Here is a 23,603-nt window from a genome sequence, read left to right as displayed (position 1 = left end):
CCAGTGGATCAGCGAGCCAATAAGCCACCCAGTCCTCGACGAGGGACGGAAATTGATCCGGAGCGTCCCTGGACACGCCACCCTGATGTCGGATTTCCGCCAGCCCTGGCTTGGCCCGTCCCCGATGCTGGACGTATGCGGAACGCGATGCACACCGACACCGAGCGCTGCGTACGTGCCGTCCAGTCCAAGGACGCGCGCTTCGACGGCTGGTTCTTCACGGCAGTCACGACCACCCGAATCTACTGTCGGCCCAGCTGCCCGGTGGTGCCGCCCAAGCCCGAGAACATGACCTTCTACCCGAGCGCGGCGGCTTGCCAGCAGGCAGGATTCCGGGCCTGCAAGCGGTGCCGTCCCGACACCAGCCCCGGCTCGCCGGAGTGGAACCAGCGCGCCGACCTCGTGGCGCGCGCGATGCGGTTGATCGGTGACGGGATCGTGGACCGCGAGGGCGTCCCCGGCCTCGCTGCCCGCCTCGGCTACAGCACCCGGCAGATCGAACGACAACTCCTCGCCGAACTGGGCGCCGGCCCGCTGGCCCTCGCCCGGGCGCAGCGCGCCCAGACCGCGCGGCTCCTCGTCGAGACGACCGCGCTGCCCATGGCGGAGATCGCCTTCGCGGCGGGCTTTGCCTCGATCCGCACCTTCAACGACACCGTTCGCGAGGTCTTCGCCCTCTCCCCGAGCGAGCTCCGCGACCGCCTTCCGAAGCCACGCGCCGATGCGGATCCGGGCCGTACGAGCACGGTGAGCGCGGCCGTCAGTACCCCGGCCGCGCTGAACCTCCGCCTCCCCTTCCGTGCCCCGCTCAACCCCGACAACCTCTTCGGTCACCTCGCCGCGACCGCCGTACCCGGCGTGGAGGAATGGCGCGACGGCGCATACCGCCGCACCCTGCGCCTCCCGTACGGACACGGCATCGTCGCCCTCACTCCGAAGCCCGACCACATCGCGTGCCGCCTCACCCTCAGCGACCTGCGTGACCTGCCCGTCGCCATCAGCCGTTGCCGCCGGATGCTCGACCTGGACGCGGATCCGGTCGCGGTCGACGAGCTGTTGCGTACGGATCCGGTGCTGGCGCCGCTGGTCGCGAAGGCCCCGGGGCGACGAGTCCCGCGCACGGTCGACGAGGCGGAGTTCGCCGTACGGGCGGTGCTCGGTCAGCAGGTCTCGACGGCCGCCGCCCGTACTCACGCGGCCCGTCTCGTCACGGCGTACGGCGACCCGGTGGACGATCCGGAGGGAGGCCTCAGCCACCTCTTCCCGACTCCGCAGGCACTGGCCGCCCTCGACCCCGATTCCCTGGCCATGCCCCGCACCCGGCGGATCACTTTCACCAACCTCGTCGACCAACTAGCCGACGGAACCCTCCACTTGGGTGTCGAGAGCGACTGGCCTCAGGCCCGCGCCCGGCTCCTCGCCCTCCCTGGCTTCGGCCCCTGGACGGCCGACGTCATCGCCATGCGTGCCCTCGGCGATCCCGACGCGTTTCTCCCCACGGACCTCGGAATCCGGCGGGCGGCCCAGGAGTTGGGTCTTCCGTCGACACCGGCAGCGCTCACCGCGCGTGCGGCGGAGTGGCGGCCGTGGCGGGCGTACGCGGTCCAGTATCTGTGGGCGACGGACAGTCACCCGATCAACTTCCTCCCGGTATAAGGACGTCAGGAGCGGCAGTGAAACAGCACACGGTCATCGACAGCCCGTACGGCCTCCTCACACTCGTAGCCGACGACGGAGTCCTCTGTGGTCTCTACATGGTCGACCAGCGTCACCGCCCACCCGAGGAGAACTTCGGCGCACGCGACGACACACCTTTCGGGGAAACGGTCGATCAGCTGAAGGCCTACTTCGCGGGCGAGTTGAGGGAGTTCACCCTCGAACTCCGGCTGCCCGGCACGGACTTCCAGCGCAGCGTCTGGGAGCAGCTGTGCCGAATCCCGTACGGCGAGACGCGCTCGTACGGCGAACTCGCCGACGCCCTCGGCAATCCGAAGGCGTCCCGTGCCGTGGGCCTCGCCAACGGCAAGAACCCGGTCGGCATCATCGTGCCCTGTCACCGCGTGGTCGGCGCCGATGGCAGCCTCACCGGGTACGGGGGCGGTCTGGAGCGCAAGCAGCGGCTGCTGGACTTCGAACGAGGCGAACGCGGGGCGGTGCTCTTCTAGCCCCTTCCAGCACTCCCGGCCCTTCTGACCCCTTCTGACCCGTTCCGGCCATCTCGGCCCTCTCGGCCCCTCTGACCCCTTCCAGCCCTCTCAGCCCTCCCGGGCCCTCTCACCCCCTCCTGGCCTTCCTGCGTCTTCCGCCCCCGCATCCACCTGAACGACCTTCGTCCCGCACCTTGTCGCCCGTAACACCTCGGCGCATGATGGGAAGCGCTTTCTGTCGCGTTCCTGACAATGGTTCGTATCGATGGTCTGGGGGTGGGCCGATGTCCACAGCTGACGGTGTGAGCAGGCGTCGTGTGCTGCAAGGGGTCGCCGTGGGTGCGGGTGCGGTGACCCTCCCGGCGAGTGGTGCCGCCCTGGCGGCGCAGGTCGAGGCCGCTGAGCGGCAGACTTTCGGTCTGAATCTCGACTGGCGGTTCATCAAGTCGAACATCGCCGGCGCCGAAGGGATCGCGTTCGACGACTCAGCGTGGTCCGTGGTCAGCGTGCCGCACACCTACAACGACGTGGACTCCTTTGACAACTGGATCGGCAGCTCGGGCGAGTCCTCGGTGGCGATGCAACCCACCTGGTACCGCAAGCGCTTTCAGTTATCGACCGAGCATGCGGGCCACCAGGTGATCCTCGAACTGGAGGGCATCCGGCAGGCGGCGACGGTCTACCTGAACGGCACCCTGATCGGCAGCTACGAGGCCGGCGTCACCCCCTTCGGCTTCGACCTCACCGACGAGGTCCTGTTCGGCGCCGACAACGTACTCGCGATCTGCGCGGACAACACCAAGTGGCGGCCCGAGGCCGCCACCGGGATGCCCTTCCAGTGGGACACCCGGGACTTCAACCCCACCTTCGGCGGTCTCACCAGGAACGTCATCCTGCATGTCGTCCCGAAGACCCACTTCACGCTCCCGCTCTACAGCAACCTGGGCACCACGGGGACCTACGTCTACCCGTCCGCCGTCAACGTCTCCGGCCACACCGCGACGATCAACGCGGAAGCGCAGATCAGCAATGGGGAGAACCGGTCCCGGACGTTGTCGGTGTCGGCCGAAGTCCTCGACGAACAGGGCGCGTTGGCGGGCACGCTGCCCGCCTCGACGGTGACGCTTGCCGCCGGGACCAGTCATGTCTTCAAGGTCGGCAGCCGGATCAGCAGGCTGAACTTCTGGTCACCGTCGTACCCCGCCCTCTACACCGTGCGGTTGACGCTCGCGGAGGGGACGACGGTCGTGGACACGTACACGGTCCGCACCGGTTTCCGGAAGGCCGAGTTCCGTGGCGGGGCGAGCACCGGCGGCGTCTACATCAACGACCAGCAGATCTTCCTCACCGGGTACGCCCAGCGCGCCACCAACGAGTGGGCGGTCCTCGGGGACGCCGTACCCGAGTGGTTGCGCGACCACGACGGGCGGCTCATCCGGGAGAGCAACGCCAACCTGATCCGGTGGATGCACCTCGCCGCGCAGCCCGCGAACATCCGGATGACCGACCGGTACGGGCTGGTGTCGGTCCAGCCCGCCGGGGACAAGGAGGCCGACGCCACCGGTGTGCAGTGGGACCAGCGCCTCGCGGCCATGCGGGACGTGATGATCTACTTCCGCAACAGCCCGAGCATCCTGTTCTGGGAGTCCGGCAACAACTGGCTGACCGCCGACCACCAGCAGCAGATGCGCGCCCTGAAGCAGACCTGGGACCCCAGCGGCATGCGCGCGATCGGCTCCCGGGCCACATCCGACAACTCCGCCTACGGCGGCACGGCGGCCGTGGACCAGTGCGAGTACATCGGCACGATGCTCAACCGTCACTACAGCGACTACGCTCGCGACCGCATGCCGCTCATCGAGTCCGAGTTCACCCGCGACGAGGCCCCGCGCCGCGTCTGGGACACCGCCTCCCCACCCGACTTCGGCTACGTCACCGGCCCGGACGTCACCTACCACTGGACCTCGGAGGACTTCGCCGCCACCGTCGCCGCGAGCACCCGCTACGAGTTCTGGAGCCAGCGCATCCAAGGCCCGGGGAACAAGCGCTACTCCGGGGCGGCGGCCCTGACCTGGGCGGACTCCAACCAGCACGGCCGCCAGTACAACTGGGAGACATGCCGCCTCTCCGGCCGGGTCGACGCGGTCCGCATCCCCAAGGAGACCTACTACACCCACCGCGTCATGCAGAGCCCGACCCCGGACCTGCACATCGTCGGCCACTGGACCTACCCGTCCGGCACGGTGAAGACGGTGTACGTCATGGCCGCGGGCGTCGCCAGGGTGGACCTGCTGGTCAACGGCAGGGCGGTCGGTACGTCCACCTCCCCGCAGTACGACTTCCTGCACACCTTCACCAACGTCACGTGGCAGTCCGGCACGATCACCGCCGTGGGCTACGACCCGGCAGGCACCGAACTGACCCGCGCCCAGAAACAGACGACGGGCACCCCGGTCGCCCTCCGCCTCACGGCACACGTCTCCGCAGACGGTCTGAAGGCCGACGGCACCGACGTGGCGATGATCGACGTCGAGGCGGTGGACTCGGCGGGCCGCCGCGTACCGACCGACCAGGCCCGGGTGGACTTCACGATCACCGGCCCGGCGAAACTGCTCGGCGGCCACAACGCGGGCATCCCGTACAGCGTGTTCCAGTCCTACGTCAGCACGGAAGCGGGTATCAACCGAGTCTTCGTACGGACGACGCGCACTGCTGGTGCCATCACGCTCCGCGCCACTCGCGGTGGCCTGGCCGCCGCCACGGTGACGGTCACGTCCACACCTGTCACGACGACGGGAGGGCTCACTGAACCCCCGCCGCTATGACCTTCACGCTCCTAGGCTGCCCCGGACTCCCTCAGTCCGCGCAGCAGTCGGGGCAGTGCCGTGCCGATCGGCTCCCGTACGACCTCGTCGGCCCGGTCGTCGTACGGGGTCGGCTCGGCGTTGACGATGACCAACCGGGCCCCGTGATCGGCGGCGACACCGGCGAGCCCTGCGGCGGGCTGGACCTGGAGACTCGTCCCGACGGCGATGAACACCTGGCAGGCCTTGGTGATGGCGAGCGCGTCGCCGAGGACGACCGGGTCGAGCCGCTGACCGAACATGACGGTCGCCGACTTGAGAATCCCGCCGCACTTCAGGCACGGCGGATCGTCCTCTCCGGCCTCGACCCGGGCGAGGGCGTCCTCCATAGGCCCGCGCGCATGGCACTCGGTGCACACGAACTCCCGTGCGGTGCCGTGCAGTTCGAGCACCTTGCGGGCCGGCATCCCGGCGAGCTGGTGCAGCCCGTCCACGTTCTGTGTGATCACCCGCACGGGCACCCCGGCCCGCTCCAGCTCCGCCACGGCCAGATGCGCGGCGTTGGGCTCGGCCCGAAGGGTCCGGTTCTGGCGCCGCATCTGCCAGGAACGGCGCCGGATCTCGGGATCGCCCATGTAGTAGTCGTACGTCACGAGCTTCTCGGCCTCGGGATCGCGCCGCCACAGGCCGTTCGGTCCGCGATAGTCGGGGATCCCGGAATCGGTCGAGATACCGGCGCCGCTGAGGACGGCGACGAGGGGCTTGGTCATGTTGCCGAGGGTAGATCCCGGCGTTCGGGGCGGCGACTGGTTAACGGCCCCAGGCCGTGGCGGCGGCCGGGGTCGTGACCGTAGCCGCCGCACCGGTGTACGAACGCATGCTCGGTGTTAGTGTCCGCGCATGGCAGCCAAGGTCTCCGTCTCGCTCGACGCCGAACTCGTCGTCGAAGTCATGGTCCTCGCGGGCGTCGGGAACCCGCAGGACGCCGTCGAGCTCGTCGTCCGGGACTACATCGCGCGTGGCCACCGCACGGAGGCCCGGGTCGTCGAGCGCGACGACACACGGCGGGCGGCGGACGCTGTGAAGCCGCCGGACGTCCAGGGCTGAACCCCGGCCTGGGGCGCTCGTCAGGCCACCCGGTGGCCGTTCTCCAGTTCCACCGTTCCCGCGCCCTCCGCCAGGACGTCGAGGGCATGCAGGACCCGGCGGCCCAGTGAGCCCTGGAGGTACTCGGAGAGGTCCTCGCGTGCTACGAGCCGCCACGACAGCAGCTCCTCCTCCTGCAACGTGATCGACTTGAGCTCGTCCTCGTCGAGGACGCCACCGTCGTACAGATATGCCACCAGCGGCGGGTGGCCCGCGATGTGGACCCAGTCGACGGCCAACAGGCGGCCGAGTTCCCGGTCGAGGCCGATCTCCTCAAGGGTCTCCCGGCGCGCACCCTGGCGCGGGGTCTCCCCGTCGTCCGACTCGATCGTGCCGCCCGGAAGGGCCCAGCCCTCACGGTAGTTGGGCTCGACGAGCAGGACCCGTCCGTCGGCGTCACGGAAGAGCGCGGCGGCGCCGGCCAGCACACGGGGCAGGCCGGCGATGTATGTGGCGAAGTCTTGAATGGTCACCCGGGAAGCGTAACCAGGGGAAAGGGAGTAAAAGGGGCCGTCGGGGTTCCATCACACCTGCGGGTGTCCCAACCGCATGGTCCGCTCCGCCAGTTCACTGATCCGTACGCCGTCGAAGCCGAACACCGCGCTGCGTACCGTGTCCTCCAGCGGGTCCTTCCACTGGCTCGGGATCGCCTGCGCGCCGCACAGCACGCCGGCCACCGAGCCCGCGGTCGCGCCGTTCGAGTCGGTGTCCAGGCCGCCCCGGACGGTCAGTGTGATCGTGCGGGTGAAGTCGCCGTCGCCGTACAGCAGCCCGGCGGTGAGGACGGCGATGTTCGGCACCGCGTGGATCCAGCCGAGCCCGGCGGTCTCCTCGGCGACCGTAGTGAGCGTGTCCTCCCAGGTCAGTCGGGTTTCGTGCAGCGCCACGACGCGGCGCACCGTACGGGCCAGGCGGCTGCTCGCCGGGATGACCGTCAGCGCCGTGTCCAGGGCGTGACGCACAGTGGGTGCCGTGAACGCCGCCGAGATCAGTGCCGCAGCGAACATCGCCCCGTACACGCCGTTGCCCGTGTGGGAGAGGACGGCGTCCCTGCGGGCGAGGTATGCGGCGCGGTGGGGGTCGTCCGGACAGGTCCAGCCGTAGATGTCGGCGCGGATCAGGGCGCCGATCCATTCCTGGTACGGGTTGTCGTACGTGGCGGTCAGCGGCGGCTTGAGACCGGCCGCGAGGTTGCGATAGGCGGCGCGTTCCGCCGTGAACGTCTGGAGGAACGGCAGCCGCAGCAGCCACAGTTCGCCGACCTGCTCGGTGCTGAAGTCGAAACCGCGCGTCTCCAGCAGGTCCAGACCGAGGATCGCGTAGTCGACGTCGTCGTCACGGCAGCTGCCGTGGATCCGGCCGCGTACGCACTGACGCCACTCGGGGCGCAGTTCGAAGCCGTCGCCTTCGCTCCCTGCCGGGGGCTCCGGCAGATAGTCGGTGAGCGGCACGGCGCCGGTCAGCCGCAGATAGCGGTCGATGCGGTCGCGCGTCCAGTAGTCGCCCCGCTCGACCGGCTTGCCGAGCATGTTTCCCGCGATCCGGCCCAGCCAGCCGCCGAGAACACGGTCGGCCTGTCCGGTGGCGGTGCCCACAGCGGTCATCCCTCCGGTTTACCACCATCTGCTGCCGGTGGTGCCCTGGCTGTGAGCGGCCGGGAAGGCATGACGTGGCGGGTCTCCTGCGGTTAAGGTCGCAGCGGCGCGACTGCCCTGACATGTACGGGGCCGAGAGCAAGGGGAATACAGGGTGGCGGACGCTGCGGTTACGGCGAATGGGACAGGTGTGCGGACGGCGCGGGTGCTGATCGCCGCCGACAAGTTCAAGGGATCGCTGACGGCTGTGGAGGTCGCCGAGCGGGTGACTGCCGGACTGCGCAAGGCAGCCCCCGGTGTCGAGATCGAGGCGCTTCCCGTGGCCGACGGTGGCGACGGGACCGTGGCCGCCGCGGTGGCCGCCGGATTCGAACGGCGTGAGGTACGGGTCGCGGGGCCGCTCGGGCACGAGGTGACGGCCGCGTTCGCGCTGCGCGGCGACACCGCGGTGGTGGAGATGGCGGAGGCCAGCGGGCTGCAGCGGCTGCCCTCGGGCGTCTTCGCACCGCTCACGGCATCGACGTACGGCTCCGGGGAACTGCTTCGGGCCGCGTTGGACGCGGGGGCGCGCACGATCGTCTTCGGGGTCGGCGGCAGCGCCACCACCGACGGGGGCGCGGGCATGCTGTCCGCGCTCGGCGCGCGCTTCCTGGACGCCGACGGCGAACCGCTGCCGCCCGGGGGCGGTGGGCTGGACGGACTCGCCACGGCCGACCTCTCGGGCCTCGACACCCGCCTCGCGGACGTCGATCTCGTGCTGGCCAGCGATGTGGACAACCCGCTGACCGGGCCGACGGGCGCGCCCGCGGTGTACGGCCCGCAGAAGGGCGCCTCCCCGGACGATGTGGCCGCCCTGGACGAGGCTCTCGCGCACTACGCGAAGATCCTGGAGACGGCGATCGGCTCGAAGGCCGCCGGGTACGCCGCCGCGCCGGGTGCGGGTGCCGCCGGTGGCATCGGTTACGGCGCCCTGGTTCTCGGCGCCCGGTTCCGGCCCGGCATCGAGGTCATGCTCGACGTCCTCGGCTTCGCGCCCGCCCTGGACCGTGCCACGCTGGTGATCACCGGCGAGGGCTCCCTCGACGAACAGACCCTGCACGGCAAGGCCCCGGCCGGCGTGGCGGCGGCGGCCCGGGCTCAGGGCCGCGAGGTCATCGCGGTCTGTGGACGCCTCGCCCTGCGCCCGGAGGCTCTGGGCCGGGCCGGCATCCGACGCGCGTACCCCCTGACGGAGCTCGAGCCGGACCTCGCGAAGTGCATCGCCGACGCCGGACCGATCCTGGAGCGGGTCGCGGAGAACATCGGACGGGACTTCCTGGTCTGAGGCCGGCCCAAGGCTGGTCGGAGGCCGAGGGGTGATCCCTCTCGGGATCACCCGTTCCCCGCGAGCCGCGCGGCCTCCTCCGGCGCGCCCGCCGGTCCCGACAACCGGTACGCGTCCAGGGCCAGCGTCAGCTCGATCAGATCGCGTGGTCTGGCCAGTGACCTGGACGTCAGCTGCTCCAGCCGCCGCAGCCGGTTGAACACGGTGTTGCGGTGGCAGTACAGCCGCCCGGCCGCCCGTCCCGCCGACCCCTCGCAGGCCAGCCACACGTCCAGCGTCTCCAGCAGCACTTCCCGGTCGGCGGGCTCCAGCCCGACCAGGGCGCCGAAGACGGCCGACACCAGCCGGTTCGCGAGTTCCGGCTGACTCACCACCAGCGCCGTCGGCATCCGCTGATCCAGCCGTACGACCTCGCTCGCGTCCGGCGGGCAGGTGCGCAACGCCAGTTCGGCCAGCCGCCGGGCACGCCCCAGCTCCGCCAGCCCCGGCACGACGGGACTGATCCCGCCCGCCCCCGAGCACCGCCCGCTCAGCGCCTGCGCCACCGCGTCGAGCCCCTGGTCGGGCCCCAGCAGCACCACGCCCACCTCCCGGTCGGCCCGCATCCGCCACACGAACCGGTACCCGGCGCCCCGTAACGGCCGGTGGAAGGCCTCCCGGGGGTCCCGCCGCTCCGCCCGCAGCACCACCACCGCGTACGCGCCCCGCTCAGGCAGATCGAGCCCCGCCGCGGCCCTGGCGGCCAGCCCCGGCGACTCCTGGCCGTCGAGCAGCGCGTCCAGTAACGCCTGCAACTGCTCGTCCGTACGCCGCCGTAACTCCATCTCGGTCGCCCGGTACGCCTCCGACGCCACCGCCGCCTGTGCGTCGATCGCCGCCCACACAAGGGTCGCCGACCGCATCAGGACGCCGAGCCGCTCCGGTTCCTGGCCGCCGGCGCCCTCCAGCAGCGCGTCCCACACCAGATAGCCCGCACTCCGGTACGCGTGCACCAGCAGTTCCAGCGGCAGCCCCTGCTGGGCGCGGCGTCGGCCCGCGTCCTCCGCGTACTCCAGGTCGCGGCGCGGTGAGCCCCGGGGCGCGGAGATCGTCCCGATGCCGATCCGCATCGCCTCCTCCGCCTCCCGCCACTGCTGGTCGTGCGGGAGGACCTGGCCGTAGACGGGGGAGTGCTCCGACAGTTGCCGCACATGTTCGTCCACCAGCTCCGGCACCCGTTCCAGCAGCGCCGCGCAAGCCTCGGCGAGCACCTGCCAGTCATGACCCGTACGCCTTCTGCGCGGTCCCATGAGCGGAGGATGCCACCCTCCGCGCCCCTTCGGCAGGCCCCTGACACGCAGCGTTGTGCGCGTGCACAACGGGCGGCGGAGTCCGCTGGTCTCCGGCCACGTTTCGGCGGAGTTTCGGCCGCGACCCGTGGACGGACGCCCGCCCCGGTGCTGGGCTGAGCGCCACACCGGACGGGTGTGCGGGAGGGAGCGGACGCCATGGGCGGCGGAACAAGGGGATCTCCGAGCGGTTTCGCGGGCGGATCTCCGCGCAGGTCTTCGGGCAGCTCTCCGGGCGGCGCCGATCTCGTCGTACGGGATCTGTCGGTCGGGTACGGGCCCGTGCGCGCCCTTCGGCAGGTGTCGCTGGAAGTGCCCGAGGCGGCCGTCGTGACGGTGCTGGGCGGCAACGGCGCCGGAAAGTCCACGCTGCTGCGCGCCATCAGCCGCACCCTCTCCTTCCAGGGCGGGGCGACGACCGGCGGCACCGTCACCCTCGGCGGACGCCGGATCGACGCGCTCGCCCCCGACCGGGTGGTGGCCGCCGGGGTGTCCCAAGTACCGGAAGGGCGGCGGGTGTTCGCCCGGATGACCGTCGCCGACAATCTGCGCGCCGGAGCCCTTGGCGCGCGCGGCGGACGTGTGGAACGGGCCGCAGCCCTGCACCGCGTGCACGAACTGTTCCCCGTCCTCGCCGACCGCGCCCAGCAGCGCGCCGGGCTGCTGTCGGGCGGCGAGCAGCAGATGCTGGCCGTCGCCCGTGCCCTGATGGCCGCCCCCAGGGTCCTGCTCCTCGACGAGCCGTCGCTCGGCCTGGCCCCGCTGATGGCCGCGCGCATCGCCGACACCGTGCGCGAGATAAACGCCCAGGGCACCTCCGTCCTGCTCGTCGAACAGAACGCGGCCCTGGCTCTCCGGCTGGCCACCCAGGCGTACGTCCTGGAGGTCGGCGAAGTCACCCTCTCCGGCCCCTGCACGGAACTCGCCGCCTCCGACGAGGTGCGGCGCCGCTACCTGGGCGTGGTGGACGAGGACGCGGCGGCGGACGCGGCAGGGGCGACGGGTGGAGCGGGGGCGCCCGGCTTGACGCGCTCCATGCCGAGGTTGACCAGATGGGAGGGCTGATCCACATTGACCAGACTTGACGGACCGACGTCCACCATTGACGCCCACGCCGTGCCCGCCCTCAACGTTGACCACCTCACTGTCCGCTTCGCCGGCCTCCTCGCCCTCGACGACGTCAGCTTCACAGTCCGCCCCGGCACCGTCCACGCCCTCATCGGCCCCAACGGCGCGGGCAAGTCCACCTGCTTCAACGTGCTGTCCGGTGTCTACCGGGCCACCTCCGGCAGTGTCCGCTTCGGAGAGCACGAGCTGACCGGCATGCCCCCGCACCGCATCGCCGGCCTCGGTGTCGCCCGTATCTTCCAGAACCTCGCCCTGCCGCCCCACGCCACCGTCGAGGACAGCCTGCTGCTCGGCCGCCACCGGCTGACCAGGACCGGCTTCGTCGCCGCCGGACTTCGGCTGCCGTCGGCGGCGCACGAGGAACGCAGGCACCGCGCGCGCGTGCGGGAGATCGCCGAGTTCGTCGGCCTGGAGGAGCAGCTGAGACGCCCGGCCGGTTCCCTGCCCTACGGGCAGCAGAAGCTCGCGGAACTCGCCCGGGCCCTGTGCATGGAGCCACGGCTGCTGCTCCTCGACGAACCGGTGGCCGGGATGACCGCCGACGAACGGCGCCGGGTCGCGGCCGTCATCGCCGGGGTCCGCGACAGTCTCGGCATCTCGATCGTCCTGGTGGAGCACGACATGGGGGTGGTGATGAGACTCGCGGACACGGTCACGGTCCTGGACTTCGGCCGGCTGATCGCGGACGGGGCCCCGGCGGACGTACAGAACGACCCGGAGGTCGTACGCGCCTATCTCGGCGAGGAGGCCACCCCGTGAGCACCTTCGCCGAGCTGCTTCTCAACGGCATCTCCATGGGCAGCGTCTACGCCCTGATCGCCCTCGGCTTCGTCGTGATCTTCCGGGCCACGGAGGTCGTCAACTTCGCGCACGCCTCACTGCTGCTGGCCGGCGGCTATGTCACCGCCTCCCTCCACGACGACATCGGCTTCTGGCCCGCGCTGCTGGCGGGAATCGCCGGTGCCGCGCTCGTCGGCGCGGCAGTGGAGTTCCTGGTGATGCGCCGCGCCCGGGGCGGCGACCACAGTGTGCTGGCCATCGTCACCATCGGCGTCGACATCCTGCTGACCACCGAACTCACCCGCCGCCTCGGTACGGACGTCCTCGCGCTCGGCGACCCCTGGGGCGACGCCGTCCTCACCCTCGGCCCGATCTCGCTCGCGCACACCCGGATCGCCGCCTTCGTCGCCGCGGCCCTGCTCATCACCGCCTTCCTGCTCGCCTTCCGGTACACCTCCTGGGGCGTGGCGATGCGGGCGGCGGCCGAGAACACGGAGACGGCGGCCCTCATGGGGGTCAGACTGGGCCGGGTCTCGCTGGGCGCCTGGGCAGTCGCGGGCGGACTCGCGGCCGTCGCCGCCCTGTTCCTCACCGTCTTCCCTACCCCGGGCCTGGAACGGGCCACCTCCCTCGCCGCGCTCAAGGCTTTCCCCGCAGCCATCCTCGGGGGACTCGACTCCACGACCGGCGCCCTCGTCGGCGGCCTGGTGGTCGGCGTCACCGAGTCCCTCGCCACCGGCTACCAGAGCGACCTGGCCTTCATGGGCCGGGGCCTCGGCGACCTCGCGCCCTATCTGGTCATGGTCGTGATCCTGCTCGTCCGGCCCGCCGGGCTCTTCGGCACCAAGGAGCTGGCCCGTGTCTGACGTCCTCGCCGGCACGGCCGAACCCCGGCGCGCGCTCCGACGGCCGGACGCGCGTACGTACGCGATCGCCGCGGGCACCCTGCTGCTCCTCGCCCTCCCGTTCTACCTGGACCGCTTCTGGCTCCAGGCGGGCCTGTTCGCCATGGCCGCCGCGATCGGAGCCATCGGCATCAACCTCCTCACCGGCGCCACGGGACAGCTGTCCATGGGCCACGCCTTCTTCCTCGCGGTCGGCGCCTACAGCTACTGCGTGTTCGCCGCGGACGGGGGCGACGGCCTGAGCGGGCTCGGACTGCCGACCTGGCTCGCGGTGGTGCTGGCCACGCTGGTCGCGGGCGCCGCGGGCGGCCTGTTCAGTCCGATCGCCGGGCGCCTGCGCGGCCCCTACCTCGGTATCGCCACCATCGCCCTGATCTTCATCGGCCAGCACGTGCTGTTCAACGCCCGCGACCTCACCGGCGGCTTCAACGGCCGTGACGTACCGCCGCTGAACCTCTTCGGCCTCACCTTCGACGACCGTGAACTCCTCGTCGCGAACGTGCCGTTCGGGTCCGCGGAGAAGCTCTGGTACGCCGGACTCGTCCTCCTGCTCGGCTGCGCCCTGTTCGCCCGGGGCGTCCTGCGCGGGCGGCCCGGGCGGGCCATGAACGCCATCCGCGACCACCGCATCGCCGCCGGGGTGATCGGCGTGCCCGTGGCCCGCTACCGGGCCGGCGTCTTCGTCCTGTCCTCGATGTACGCGGGGCTGGCCGGTGTCCTGCTCGCCCTCGTCTTCCAGCGGACCGTGCCCGACTACTTCGGCATCACGCTCTCACTGGAGTACCTCGCCATGATCGTCATCGGCGGGCTCGGGTCGGTCTCCGGGGCGGTGGTCGGCGCGGTCTTCGTCTCGCTGCTGCCGCAGCTGCTGACCCGCTACAGCGACGCCCTGCCCCTGGTCTCCGACCCGGGCACGGGCGGGATCGCACCGGGCGAGGCGTCCCGGTACCTGTACGGCGCCGCCGTCGTGGCGGTGGTGCTCTTCCTGCCGGGCGGGCTGGTCAGGGTGGCCGCCCGGCGCCGCTTCGGACGCAATCCAGGGGAGGAACGATGACCACGAGATACGCGGCCCGAGCTGCCGCGGGCGCGCTCGCCGTGCTGCTCGCAGTGGCCGGGTGCAGCTCCAAGGCCAAGGACGACGACGGGGGCGACAAGGGTTCGGCCTCGGCGGGCGGCGTCAAGACCGATGTGGGCGTGTCCGCCAAGACGATCACGCTCGGCGCGCTCACGGACATGACCGGGGTCTACGCCACCCTCGGCAAAAGCGTCACCCAGGCCCAGCAGCTGTACGTGAAGCAGCTGAACGCCGCCGGCGGCGTCTGTGGCCGCCAGGTGGACCTCACCGTCCGCGACCACGGCTACGACCCGCAGAAGGCCGTCTCCGGCTACACGGAACTGGCACCGAAGGTGCTGGGCTTCGCCCAGTTCATCGGCTCGCCGTTCGTCGCGGCGGTGAAACAGCGCGTCGACGGCCAGGACAAGGTCCTCGTGCTGCCACAGGCGTGGGCGGCCTCGCTGCTCGGCAGTCCGTACATACGCGTGATCGGGTCAACGTACGACATTGAGACGATCAATGCGGTCGACTTCCTGATCAATGAGAAGGGGATCAAGAAGGGCGACAAGATCGGGCATGTCTACTTCGAGGGGGACTACGGGGAGAGCGCCCTGGCCGGTGCCAAGTACATGGCGGAGAAATCGGGGCTGACGGTCGTCGAACAGAAGATCAAGCCGACCGACAACGACATGACCGCCCAGGTCGCCGCGTTGAAACAGGCGGGCGTCAAGGCGATCGTGATCAGCGCCGGCCCGCGCCAGGCCGCCTCACTGGTCGGCGTGGCCGCGGCCGGCGGCTTCGACGTTCCCGTCATCGGCAACAACTCGGCCTTCGCGCCGCAGCTCCTGGCCACCCAGGCGGGCCCGGCCCTGTCCAAGAACTACTGGGTCGCCTCCCCGTCCCTGCCCATCGGGGCGGACACCCCGCAGGCGAAGAAACTCGTGGCCGACTACCAGGCCGCGTATCCGAGCGACTCGCTGGACAACGGTGTGGTGGCCGGCTGGACGGCGGCCTCCGTCTTCGGCGAGGCCCTGAAGAAGGCCTGCGCGAGCAAGGACCTCACGCGTGCGGGCGTGGACAAGGCCCTGTTGACGATCAACGCCTTCGACGTCGGTTTCGGCAGCCCGCAGAACTTCACCGACCCCAAGGCCCCCTCCTCCAAGGAGAGCGTGATCCTGCAGCCCGACAAGAGCGTGACAGGAGGCATGAAGGTCGTACGGGAGCCCGAGGCGTCGTCCGTCGCGGAGGGCTACTCGCCGGGCGCGTGAGCCCGAAGAACCCCGCACGCAACGCGGAGGGCCCCGAACCGTCCGGTTCGGGGCCCTTCGTACGACTGCGTCGCTGCGTCCGCTACGGCAGCTGTGCCGCCCGTGCCTCGCGGCGGTTGCCGCGGAAGTTGTTCACCCGGCGGGCCGTGGCGAAGAGCGGGATCACCGCGCCCAGGACGAGCTGCAGGGCGCAGCCGGTCTGGAGGAGCAGCTGGCCGCCGGGGGCGTCGAAGGCCCAGGCCGCCAGGAGGCCCATTCCGGAGACGATCCAGGCGATCATCGCCACCGCGAGCGGACCCCGCGGCTTCGGGTACTCGACCCGGCTCACCATCAGCCAGGCGGTGCCGACGATGGCCATGAGCGTGGCCACGAACGGCAGCTCGAGGAGCACGATCGAGACGACCGTCAGAGCGCCGAAGGGACTCGGCATGCCCTGGAAGGTGCCGTCCTTCACCGTCACGCACGAGAATCTCGCGAGCCTCAGCACCACCGCGAGCAGTACGACGATCCCACCGACCGCGGCCACCTTCTGGTACGCGTCGTCCGCGACCATGCCGTACACCAGCACGAAGTACGCCGGTGCGAGACCGAAGCTGATCAGGTCGGACAGGTTGTCCAGCTCGGCGCCCATGGGGGAGGAGCGCAGCTTGCGGGCGACCAGACCGTCGAAGAGGTCGAAGACAGCCGCGCAGAGCATCAGGATCACCGCGGTCGCCGCCGAGTGACGGGCCATGCCCGACTCGTCACTGCCGGTGAGGTGCGGGATCAGGATGCCGGTGGTGGTGAAGTACACCGCCATGAAGCCGCAGGTGGCGTTGCCGAGGGTGAGGGTGTCCGCTATTGAGAGGCGGAGAGAAAGAGGCATCTCCTCCTCGTCATCCACCTCGTCGGCCTCCGGCACCCACTGGGTCTCGGGATCAATCACGGTCAATGCGAGTCACCCCTGCCACCGTCTTCTGGCCGACCTCGACCGCGACCTCGACACCCTCGGGGAGGTAGATGTCGACGCGCGAGCCGAAACGGATCAGGCCGATCCGCTCGCCCTGCTCGACCTTCGTTCCCTGCGGGACGTACGGGACGATGCGGCGAGCGACCGCACCGGCGATCTGGATCATCTCGATGTCACCGAGCTCGGTGTCGAAGTGCCAGACAACTCTCTCGTTGTTCTCGCTCTCCTTGTTGAACGCCGGAACGAACCCGCCGGGGATGTGCTCGACGGACGTCACCGTGCCGGAGAGAGGCGCGCGGTTGACGTGTACGTTGAGCGGGCTCATGAAGATCGCGACGCGGGTTCGGCCGTCCTTCCACGGCATGATGCTCTGCACCACGCCGTCGGCGGGAGAGATGACCCGGCCCTGGGTGATCTCGCGCTCGGGGTCACGGAAGAACCACAGCATGCCCGCCGCCAGCGCGGTGACGGGTACGGCCACGGCCTTGGCGGCGCCGGACTTGCGCGCGCGTACCAGGCTGAGGGCTGCGGTGGCGACGGTCGGGAGGAGCCACGGCGATGCTCCGCGCGCCAGGCGTACGCCTGCCAGGCTGTCGCGAGGTGCAGAGGTTTGGCTGTGGGGCATGGATGACCTTCGTAGCGGATGATGCCGCGCGGTATCAGGGGACGGCGGCTTTCCGGCGATCGTAGCGGCTCACAGCCGCAACTGGGTAAGCCAGGAAGCGGAGTCGGCGGCTGAACAGTGCTGACGGGGTGTGATCTTCTTCTCCAAGAAAACACCCCGAACCGGACAATCAGCCCTGGAATTTGTACTCTTCGAGCAACCTGCGCCCGATGATCATTTTCTGGATCTCGGCGGTACCTTCGCCGATCAGCAGCATCGGCGCCTCGCGGTAGAGGCGCTCGATCTCGTACTCCTTGGAGAAGCCGTAGCCGCCGTGGATCCGGAAGGCGTCTTCCACGACCTCTTTGCAGTACTCGGAGGCGAGGTACTTCGCCATCCCAGCTTCGAGGTCGTTTCGCTCACCGGAGTCCTTTTTGCGTGCTGCATTCACCATCATCGCATGAGCGGCCTCGACCTTGGTAGCCATCTCGGCCAGCTTGAACTGGATCGCCTGGTGCTGGGCGATCGGCTTGCCGAAAGTGTGCCGTTGCTGGGCATACGAGACGCCGAGTTCGAACGCACGCTGAGCGACACCGCAGCCACGCGCCGCCACATTGACGCGCCCCACCTCGACACCGTCCATCATTTGGTAAAAACCTCGGCCGGTGGCGCCTCCGAGAACGCGATCGGCCGGAATTCGCAGGTCGTCCATGATGAGCTCGGTGGTGTCGACGCCCTTGTACCCCATCTTGTCGATCTTCCCCGGGATGGTGAGCCCGGGCCGGACCTCACCGAAGCCCGGCTCCTTCTCGACCAGGAAGGTGGTCATCGACTTGTGGGGCGCGGTCCCCTCCGGGTGTCCTTCGTCACTTCGGACGAGTACGGCGACCAGGTTGGACGTTCCGCCGTTCGTCAGCCACATCTTCTGGCCGTTGAGGACGTACTCGTCGCCGTCCTTGACCGCCTTCGAGGTGATGGCCGACACGTCCGAGCCGAGCCCCGGCTCCGACATCGAGAAGGCGCCGCGGACGTCGCCCGCCGCCATCCTCGGGAGGAAGTGGTCCCTCTGCTCCTGCGTGCCGTGCTGCTTGAGCATGTACGCCACGATGAAGTGCGTGTTGATGATCCCGGAGACCGACATCCAGCCGCGCGCGATCTCCTCGACGCAGAGCGCATAGGTCAGGAGCGACTCGCCCAGACCGCCGTACTCCTCAGGGATCATCAGGCCGAACAGGCCCAACTCCTTGAGGCCGTCGACGATCTGCTGCGGATACTCGTCGCGGTGCTCCAGCTCGGTCGCGACCGGGATGATCTCCTTGTCCACGAAGTCCCGGACCGTGGACAGGATCTCCTGCTGGATGTCGGTCAGACCGGCGGTCTGGGCGAGTCGCGCCATGGCTACTTCTCCTGCTCCTTGAGCTGCGAACTGGGGGTGTCGCCACGCAGGGGCGTCGTTTGAGGGTGGTGGTGGGAGACGGGCGGGCGGCCGGGCTGTTCGCCGCCGCGCTCCTTGATGTACGTCTCGGTCGGCACCATCACCTTGCGGCGGAACACGCAGACCAGCGTGCCGTCCTGCTTGTAGCCCTTGGTCTCCACGTAGACGATCCCGCGGTCGTTCTTCGACCGGGAGGGCGTCTTGTCGAGGACCGTCGTCTCGCCGTAGATCGTGTCGCCGTGGAAGGTCGGCGCCACGTGCTTCAGCGACTCGACCTCCAGGTTCGCGATCGCCTTGCCCGACACGTCCGGCACAGACATGCCGAGGAGCAGGGAGTAGATGTAGTTCCCCACGACCACGTTCTTGCCGAAGTCGGTCGTGTTCTCCGCATAGTTGGCGTCCATGTGGAGCGGGTGGTGGTTCATCGTCAGGAGACAGAAGAGGTGGTCGTCGTACTCCGTGACCGTCTTTCCGGGCCAGTGCTTGTAGACCGCCCCGACCTCGAACTCCTCGTAGGTGCGTCCGAACTGCATGGTGCTCAGGCCTCCGGGGCTTCGAACTTGGACGTGCGCCGCATACCGGCGGCCCGGCCCTTGCCCGAGATGACCAGGGCCATCTTGCGGCTGGCCTCGTCGATCATCTCGTCGCCGATCATCGCGGAGCCCTTCTTGCCGCCGGCCTCGGACGTGTAGTACTCGTACGCGTCCAGGATCAGCTCGGCGTGGTCGAAGTCCTCCTGCGAGGGCGAGAAGATCTCGTTGGACGCCTCGACCTGGCCCGGGTGCAGTACCCACTTGCCGTCGAAGCCGAGGGCGGCGGCACGCTGTGCGACCTCGCGGTAGCCGTCGACGTTGCGGATCTGCAGGTAGGGGCCGTCGATCGCCTGGAGATTGTTGGCGCGGGCGGCCATCAGGATCTTCATCAGGATGTAGTGGTAGGCGTCCGCCGGGTAGCCGGGCGGCTGCTCACCCACCACCAGCGACTTCATGTTGATCGACGCCATGAAGTCGGCCGGCCCGAAGATGATCGTCTCGACACGCGGCGAGGCCGTCGCGATCTCGTTGACGTTGTTGAGGCCCTGGGCGTTCTCGATCTGCGCCTCGATGCCGATCTTGCCGACCTCGAAGCCCATCGTCTTCTCGATCTGGGTGAGGAGGAGGTCCAGCGCGACGACCTGCTGGGCGGTCTGCACCTTCGGCAGCATGATGCAGTCGAGATTCGGGCCCGCGCCCTCGACCACCGTCACGACATCGCGGTACGTCCACTCGGTCGTCCAGTCGTTGACGCGCACGACCCTCGTCTTGCCCGTCCAGTCGCCCTCGTTGAGGAACTTGACGATGGTGTGCCGCGCCTCGGGCTTGGCGAGCGGGGCGCACGCGTCCTCGAGGTCCAGGAAGACCTGGTCGGCCGGCAGGCCCTGGGCCTTCTCCAGGAAACGGGGGTTGCTCCCGGGGACCGCGAGACAGGAGCGTCGCGGACGCAGTCGGTTGACGGGCGTGGTCATGCGGGGACCTCCAGGGGGTCGAGCTTGTTCGCTTTCCGGATCTCGTCGACGATGCGGCCGATGATGCCGGTGATGTCGAAGTCCTTCGGGGTGAAGACCGCGGCCACGCCCGCAGCCCTGAGCTGTTCGGCGTCACCATTGGGGATGATCCCACCGGCGATGACAGGTATATCTGTGGCACCGGCCACACGAAGCCGTTCCAGCACGTCCGGCACCAGTTGGGCGTGCGACCCGGACAGGATCGACAGGCCGACCGCGTGCACGTCCTCGGCGACCGCCGCCTCCACGATCTCCTCAGGGGTGAGCCGGATGCCCTGGTAGACCACCTCGAACCCGGCGTCACGGGCCCGCACCGCGATCTGCTCGGCACCGTTGGAGTGCCCGTCCAGACCCGGCTTGCCCACCAGGAAACGAAGCTTGCCGACGCCCATGTCCTTCGCCGTGGCGTCCACCTTGCGGCGGACCAGCGCCAGCGCGGTGCCCTCCCCGGCGGTCACCGCGACCGGCGCGGACGAGACACCGGTCGGCGCCCGGAACTCCCCGAACACCTCGCGCAGGGCCCCGGCCCACTCGCCGGTCGTGACCCCGGCGCGAGCGCACTCAAGGGTGGCCTCCATGAGGTTGTCGGTGCCCTTCGCGGCCTCCTTCAGCCGCTCCAGAGCCTTGCATGGGCGCGGGTGGTTGAAGGGCGGCTGGTACCGCGTGTCGCGCCAGCCCTGGAGCGCCGACGTCACCTGGGCCTCGACGGCCGGATCGACGGTCTGGATCGCCGCATCGAGGTCGGCCGTGAGCGGGTTCGGCTCGGTCGACTCGAAGATGTTGACGCCCACGATCTTCTCTTGACCGGACTCGATACGGGCCCGCCGCTCGGCGTGCGAGGCGACGAGGTTCGACTTCAGATAGCCCGACTCGACGGCGGCCATCGCGCCGCCCATCTCCTGGATGCGGCCGATCTCGGCGAGCGACTCCTCGACCAGCTCGGCCACCTTCGCCTCGACGACGTGCGACCCGGCGAAGATGTCCTCGTACTCCAGCAGATCGCTCTCATAGGCGAGCACCTGCTGCATCCGCAGCGACCACTGCTGGTCCCAGGGCCGGGGCAGCCCCAGCGCCTCGTTCCACGCCGGGAGCTGGACGGCACGCGCGCGTGCGTCCTTCGACAGCGTCACGGCCAGCATCTCCAGCACGATCCGCTGGATGTTGTTCTCCGGCTGCGCCTCGGTCAGCCCGAGGGAGTTGACCTGCACGCCGTACCGGAAGCGCCGCTGCTTGGGGTCCTCGATGCCGTACCGCTCGCACGTGATCTGGTCCCAGATCCGCCCGAACGCCCGCATCTTGCACATCTCCTCGATGAACCGCACACCCGCGTTCACGAAGAAGGAGATACGGGCGACGACGTCACCGAACTTCTCGGCCGGGACCTGCCCCGAGTCCCGTACGGCGTCCAGCACCGCGATGGCCGTCGACATGGCGTACGCGATCTCCTGGACCGGGGTCGCCCCCGCCTCCTGGAGGTGGTAGCTGCATATGTTGATCGGGTTCCACTTGGGGATGTGGTTGACCGTGTAGCAGATCATGTCCGTCGTCAGCCGGAGCGAGGGTACCGGCGGGAACACGTGGGTGCCCCGGGACAGGTACTCCTTGACGATGTCGTTCTGGGTCGTCCCCTGGAGCGTGGTGATGTCGACACCCTGCTCCTCGGCGACGACCTGGTAGAGCGCCAGCAGCCACATGGCGGTGGCGTTGATCGTCATCGAGGTGTTCATCTGGTCCAGGGGGATGTCCTGGAACAGCCGGCGCATGTCACCGAGGTGCGAGACAGGCACGCCGACCCGGCCGACCTCGCCGCGGGCGAGGATGTGGTCGGGGTCGTAGCCGGTCTGGGTCGGCAGGTCGAAGGCCACCGACAGACCTGTCTGGCCCTTGGCGAGGTTGCGCCGGTACAGCTCGTTGGACGCCTCGGCCGTGGAGTGACCGGCGTACGTGCGCATGAGCCACGGCCGGTCCCTTTCCTTTTGCGTCTGCGCCCGAGGGCGCTCTTCGCCGGTGCCGACGTTCCTCAGCCCGCGGTCGCTTCGCTCCCTTGTCTTCGTCTCTTTCGGCACCGGCGCGCCCTCGGGCGCAGACGTGGACTGACGCTCAGTCATCGATGACCTCCGGTCCTCAGATGTTCCGGAAGCGGTTGATGGCGTCGATGTGCTGGGCGCGCTTCTCCGCGTCGCGCACACCGAGACCCTCCTCGGGGGCCAGGCACAGGACGCCGACCTTGCCCTGGTGGAGGTTGCGGTGGACGTCGTAGGCGGCCTGCCCGGTCTCCTCCAGGGAGTACACCTTGGAGAGCGTCGGGTGGATCTTGCCCTTGGCGACCAGCCGGTTGGCCTCCCAGGCCTCGCGGTAGTTGGCGAAGTGGGAGCCGATGATGCGCTTGAGGGACATCCACAGATAGCGGTTGTCGTACTCGTGGTTGAACCCGGAGGTCGAGGCGCAGGTGACGATCGTGCCGCCCTTGCGCGTGACGTAGACGGACGCGCCGAAGGTCTCGCGGCCGGGGTGCTCGAAGACGATGTCGACGTCCTCGCCGCCGGTCAGCTCACGGATGCGCTTGCCGAACCGCTTCCACTCGCGCGGGTCCTGGTTGTGCTCGTCCGCCCAGAACTTGTAGCCCTCGGCGTTGCGGTCGATGATCGCGTCGGCGCCCATCTTCCGGCAGATGTCCGCCTTCTGCTCGCTGGAGACGACACAGATGGGGTTGGCGCCGCCGGCCAGTGCGAACTGCGTGGCGTACGAGCCGAGTCCGCCGCTCGCGCCCCAGATCAGGACGTTGTCGCCCTGCTTCATCCCGGCGCCGTTGCGCGAGACCAACTGGCGGTACGCGGTGGAGTTGACCAGGCCGGGTGCGGCGGCCTCCTCCCACGACAGGTGGTCCGGCTTGGGCATCAGCTGGTTGGATTTGACAAGTGCTATCTCTGCCAGCCCGCCGAAGTTCGTCTCGAAGCCCCAGATGCGCTGCTCGGGGTCGAGCATCGTGTCGTTGTGCCCGTCCGACGATTCCAGCTCCACCGACAGGCAGTGCGCGACGACCTCGTCTCCCGGCTTCCAGGAGTTGACACCGGGACCGGTGCGCAGGACGACACCCGCGAGGTCGGAACCGATGATGTGGTACGGCAGGTCGTGGCGCTTGGTGAGCTCGCTGAGCCTGCCGTAGCGCTCCAGGAAGCCGAAGGTCGACATCGGCTCGAAGATCGACGTCCAGACCGAGTTGTAGTTGACCGAGGAGGCCATGACGGCCACCAGGGCCTCGCCCGGGCCGAGCTCCGGCACCGGGACGTCGTCCAGGTGGATCGACTTACGGGGGTCCTTGTCGCGGGTTTCGAGGCCCGCGAACATGTCCGTCTCGTCCTTGTGCACGGTGATGGCACGGTAGGACTCGGGGAGCTGCAGAGCGGCGAAATCGGCCGGAGTCGAGTCCGGCGACTGGATCGCGTCCAGGATGTCCTTAACGGTCACGGTGTTGCCTCCGGCGAATGGCGTCTTGAGGGAAGACGCTGAGGGTGACGTCGGTGCTGCTGAGGGTTGGGTGAGACGTGCCGTCGGTTCGGCGGTTGGTGCTTCGGCAGCGCGTGGTGGCGCGG

21 protein-coding genes are annotated in these 23,603 nt (G+C 69.5%); 10 read left to right on the top strand and 11 right to left on the bottom strand.

Translation table 11 applies throughout. The features are described 5' to 3' along the window. The first annotated feature begins 147 nt into the window (after positions 1 to 147). The 3 genes from OG734_RS07860 to OG734_RS07850 all read left to right on the top strand — a co-directional run bounded on the left by OG734_RS07860 (position 148) and on the right by OG734_RS07850 (position 4,972). On the top strand, positions 148 to 1,656 hold the full coding sequence (locus OG734_RS07860; RefSeq protein WP_443065071.1) for an AlkA N-terminal domain-containing protein: 1,509 nt from the start codon (positions 148 to 150) through the stop codon (positions 1,654 to 1,656). A 17-nt stretch (positions 1,657 to 1,673) separates the two neighbouring features. Beyond that, positions 1,674 to 2,165 carry a methylated-DNA--[protein]-cysteine S-methyltransferase gene (locus OG734_RS07855; RefSeq protein WP_330286743.1) on the top strand — a complete coding sequence of 164 codons (492 nt, stop codon included), beginning with the start codon at positions 1,674 to 1,676 and terminating at the stop codon, positions 2,163 to 2,165. Between the two features lie 266 nt (positions 2,166 to 2,431). Continuing rightward, the gene (locus OG734_RS07850; protein WP_330286742.1) at positions 2,432 to 4,972 is read left to right on the top strand and encodes a sugar-binding domain-containing protein; all 2,541 of its coding nucleotides are present in this window, start codon (positions 2,432 to 2,434) and stop codon (positions 4,970 to 4,972) included. Positions 4,973 to 4,983: 11 nt separating this feature from the next. On the opposite strand, the gene OG734_RS07845 is transcribed toward OG734_RS07850, so the two are convergent. Beyond that, entirely contained in the window at positions 4,984 to 5,721 is a 738-nt protein-coding gene (locus OG734_RS07845; protein ID WP_330286741.1) for an SIR2 family NAD-dependent protein deacylase, read from the bottom strand. A gap of 130 nt (positions 5,722 to 5,851) precedes the next feature. On the opposite strand from OG734_RS07845, the gene OG734_RS07840 reads away from it, so the two are divergent. Then, positions 5,852 to 6,058 (top strand): DUF2191 domain-containing protein, encoded by a 207-nt coding sequence (locus OG734_RS07840; RefSeq protein ID WP_330286740.1) that lies wholly within the window; start codon positions 5,852 to 5,854, stop codon positions 6,056 to 6,058. Positions 6,059 to 6,078: 20 nt separating this feature from the next. Here the strand turns inward: OG734_RS07840 and OG734_RS07835 are convergent, their stop codons facing one another. Together OG734_RS07835 and OG734_RS07830 are read right to left on the bottom strand one after the other, a co-directional pair. Further along, positions 6,079 to 6,570, bottom strand: a complete 492-nt coding sequence (locus tag OG734_RS07835) for an NUDIX hydrolase (RefSeq protein WP_330286739.1) — start codon at positions 6,568 to 6,570, stop codon at positions 6,079 to 6,081. Positions 6,571 to 6,621: 51 nt separating this feature from the next. Continuing rightward, the gene (locus OG734_RS07830) at positions 6,622 to 7,701 is read right to left on the bottom strand and encodes an ADP-ribosylglycohydrolase family protein (RefSeq protein ID WP_330286738.1); all 1,080 of its coding nucleotides are present in this window, start codon (positions 7,699 to 7,701) and stop codon (positions 6,622 to 6,624) included. A gap of 196 nt (positions 7,702 to 7,897) precedes the next feature. Between OG734_RS07830 and OG734_RS07825 the strand changes: the two genes are divergently transcribed. Then, positions 7,898 to 9,016, top strand: a complete 1,119-nt coding sequence (locus tag OG734_RS07825; RefSeq protein ID WP_330293600.1) for a glycerate kinase — start codon at positions 7,898 to 7,900, stop codon at positions 9,014 to 9,016. A 47-nt stretch (positions 9,017 to 9,063) separates the two neighbouring features. On the opposite strand, the gene OG734_RS07820 is transcribed toward OG734_RS07825, so the two are convergent. After that, positions 9,064 to 10,305 (bottom strand): PucR family transcriptional regulator, encoded by a 1,242-nt coding sequence (locus OG734_RS07820; protein ID WP_330286737.1) that lies wholly within the window; start codon positions 10,303 to 10,305, stop codon positions 9,064 to 9,066. A gap of 198 nt (positions 10,306 to 10,503) precedes the next feature. Between OG734_RS07820 and OG734_RS07815 the strand changes: the two genes are divergently transcribed. The 5 genes from OG734_RS07815 to OG734_RS07795 are packed head-to-tail and all read left to right on the top strand — an operon-like array spanning position 10,504 to position 15,479. After that, complete coding sequence (locus tag OG734_RS07815) at positions 10,504 to 11,409, top strand: ABC transporter ATP-binding protein (RefSeq protein WP_330286736.1); 906 nt, start codon at positions 10,504 to 10,506, stop codon at positions 11,407 to 11,409. A 6-nt stretch (positions 11,410 to 11,415) separates the two neighbouring features. Beyond that, positions 11,416 to 12,231 (top strand): ABC transporter ATP-binding protein, encoded by an 816-nt coding sequence (locus OG734_RS07810; RefSeq protein WP_443064840.1) that lies wholly within the window; start codon positions 11,416 to 11,418, stop codon positions 12,229 to 12,231. Next, positions 12,228 to 13,118 carry a branched-chain amino acid ABC transporter permease gene (locus OG734_RS07805; protein WP_330286735.1) on the top strand — a complete coding sequence of 297 codons (891 nt, stop codon included), beginning with the start codon at positions 12,228 to 12,230 and terminating at the stop codon, positions 13,116 to 13,118. The genes OG734_RS07810 and OG734_RS07805 overlap by 4 nt, the downstream gene beginning before the upstream one ends. Continuing rightward, positions 13,111 to 14,211, top strand: coding sequence for a branched-chain amino acid ABC transporter permease (locus OG734_RS07800; RefSeq protein ID WP_330286734.1), 1,101 nt, complete (start codon positions 13,111 to 13,113; stop codon positions 14,209 to 14,211). Before OG734_RS07805 ends, OG734_RS07800 begins: the two co-directional genes overlap by 8 nt. Further along, on the top strand, positions 14,208 to 15,479 hold the full coding sequence (locus OG734_RS07795; protein ID WP_330286733.1) for an ABC transporter substrate-binding protein: 1,272 nt from the start codon (positions 14,208 to 14,210) through the stop codon (positions 15,477 to 15,479). The genes OG734_RS07800 and OG734_RS07795 overlap by 4 nt, the downstream gene beginning before the upstream one ends. Before the next feature lie 82 nt (positions 15,480 to 15,561). On the opposite strand, the gene pssA is transcribed toward OG734_RS07795, so the two are convergent. From pssA to ccrA, 7 genes are all read right to left on the bottom strand, one after another. Next, entirely contained in the window at positions 15,562 to 16,380 is an 819-nt protein-coding gene (gene pssA / locus OG734_RS07790; protein ID WP_330293598.1) for a CDP-diacylglycerol--serine O-phosphatidyltransferase, read from the bottom strand. Between the two features lie 16 nt (positions 16,381 to 16,396). Next, a complete protein-coding gene (locus OG734_RS07785) occupies positions 16,397 to 17,053 on the bottom strand; it encodes a phosphatidylserine decarboxylase (protein ID WP_006377315.1) in 657 nt (218 codons plus the stop codon). 169 nt (positions 17,054 to 17,222) lie between these two features. Next, entirely contained in the window at positions 17,223 to 18,428 is a 1,206-nt protein-coding gene (locus tag OG734_RS07780; protein ID WP_330286732.1) for an acyl-CoA dehydrogenase family protein, read from the bottom strand. Between the two features lie 2 nt (positions 18,429 to 18,430). Next, positions 18,431 to 19,000: a MaoC family dehydratase gene (locus OG734_RS07775; protein WP_266863553.1), complete on the bottom strand. Its 570-nt coding sequence runs from the start codon at positions 18,998 to 19,000 to the stop codon at positions 18,431 to 18,433. A 5-nt stretch (positions 19,001 to 19,005) separates the two neighbouring features. Then, entirely contained in the window at positions 19,006 to 19,971 is a 966-nt protein-coding gene (locus OG734_RS07770) for an HpcH/HpaI aldolase/citrate lyase family protein (protein ID WP_330286731.1), read from the bottom strand. Then, entirely contained in the window at positions 19,968 to 22,118 is a 2,151-nt protein-coding gene (locus OG734_RS07765) for a protein meaA (protein ID WP_443064839.1), read from the bottom strand. The genes OG734_RS07770 and OG734_RS07765 overlap by 4 nt, the downstream gene beginning before the upstream one ends. 16 nt (positions 22,119 to 22,134) lie before the next feature. Further along, positions 22,135 to 23,478, bottom strand: a complete 1,344-nt coding sequence (ccrA, locus tag OG734_RS07760) for a crotonyl-CoA carboxylase/reductase (RefSeq protein WP_330286730.1) — start codon at positions 23,476 to 23,478, stop codon at positions 22,135 to 22,137. Positions 23,479 to 23,603: the final 125 nt, after the last annotated feature.

The sequence above is a fragment of the Streptomyces sp. NBC_00576 genome (assembly GCF_036345175.1).
Taxonomy (GTDB): domain Bacteria; phylum Actinomycetota; class Actinomycetes; order Streptomycetales; family Streptomycetaceae; genus Streptomyces.
The sequence above is the reverse complement of the archived record's forward strand: the minus strand, read 5'-3'. Positions and strand labels throughout refer to the sequence as shown.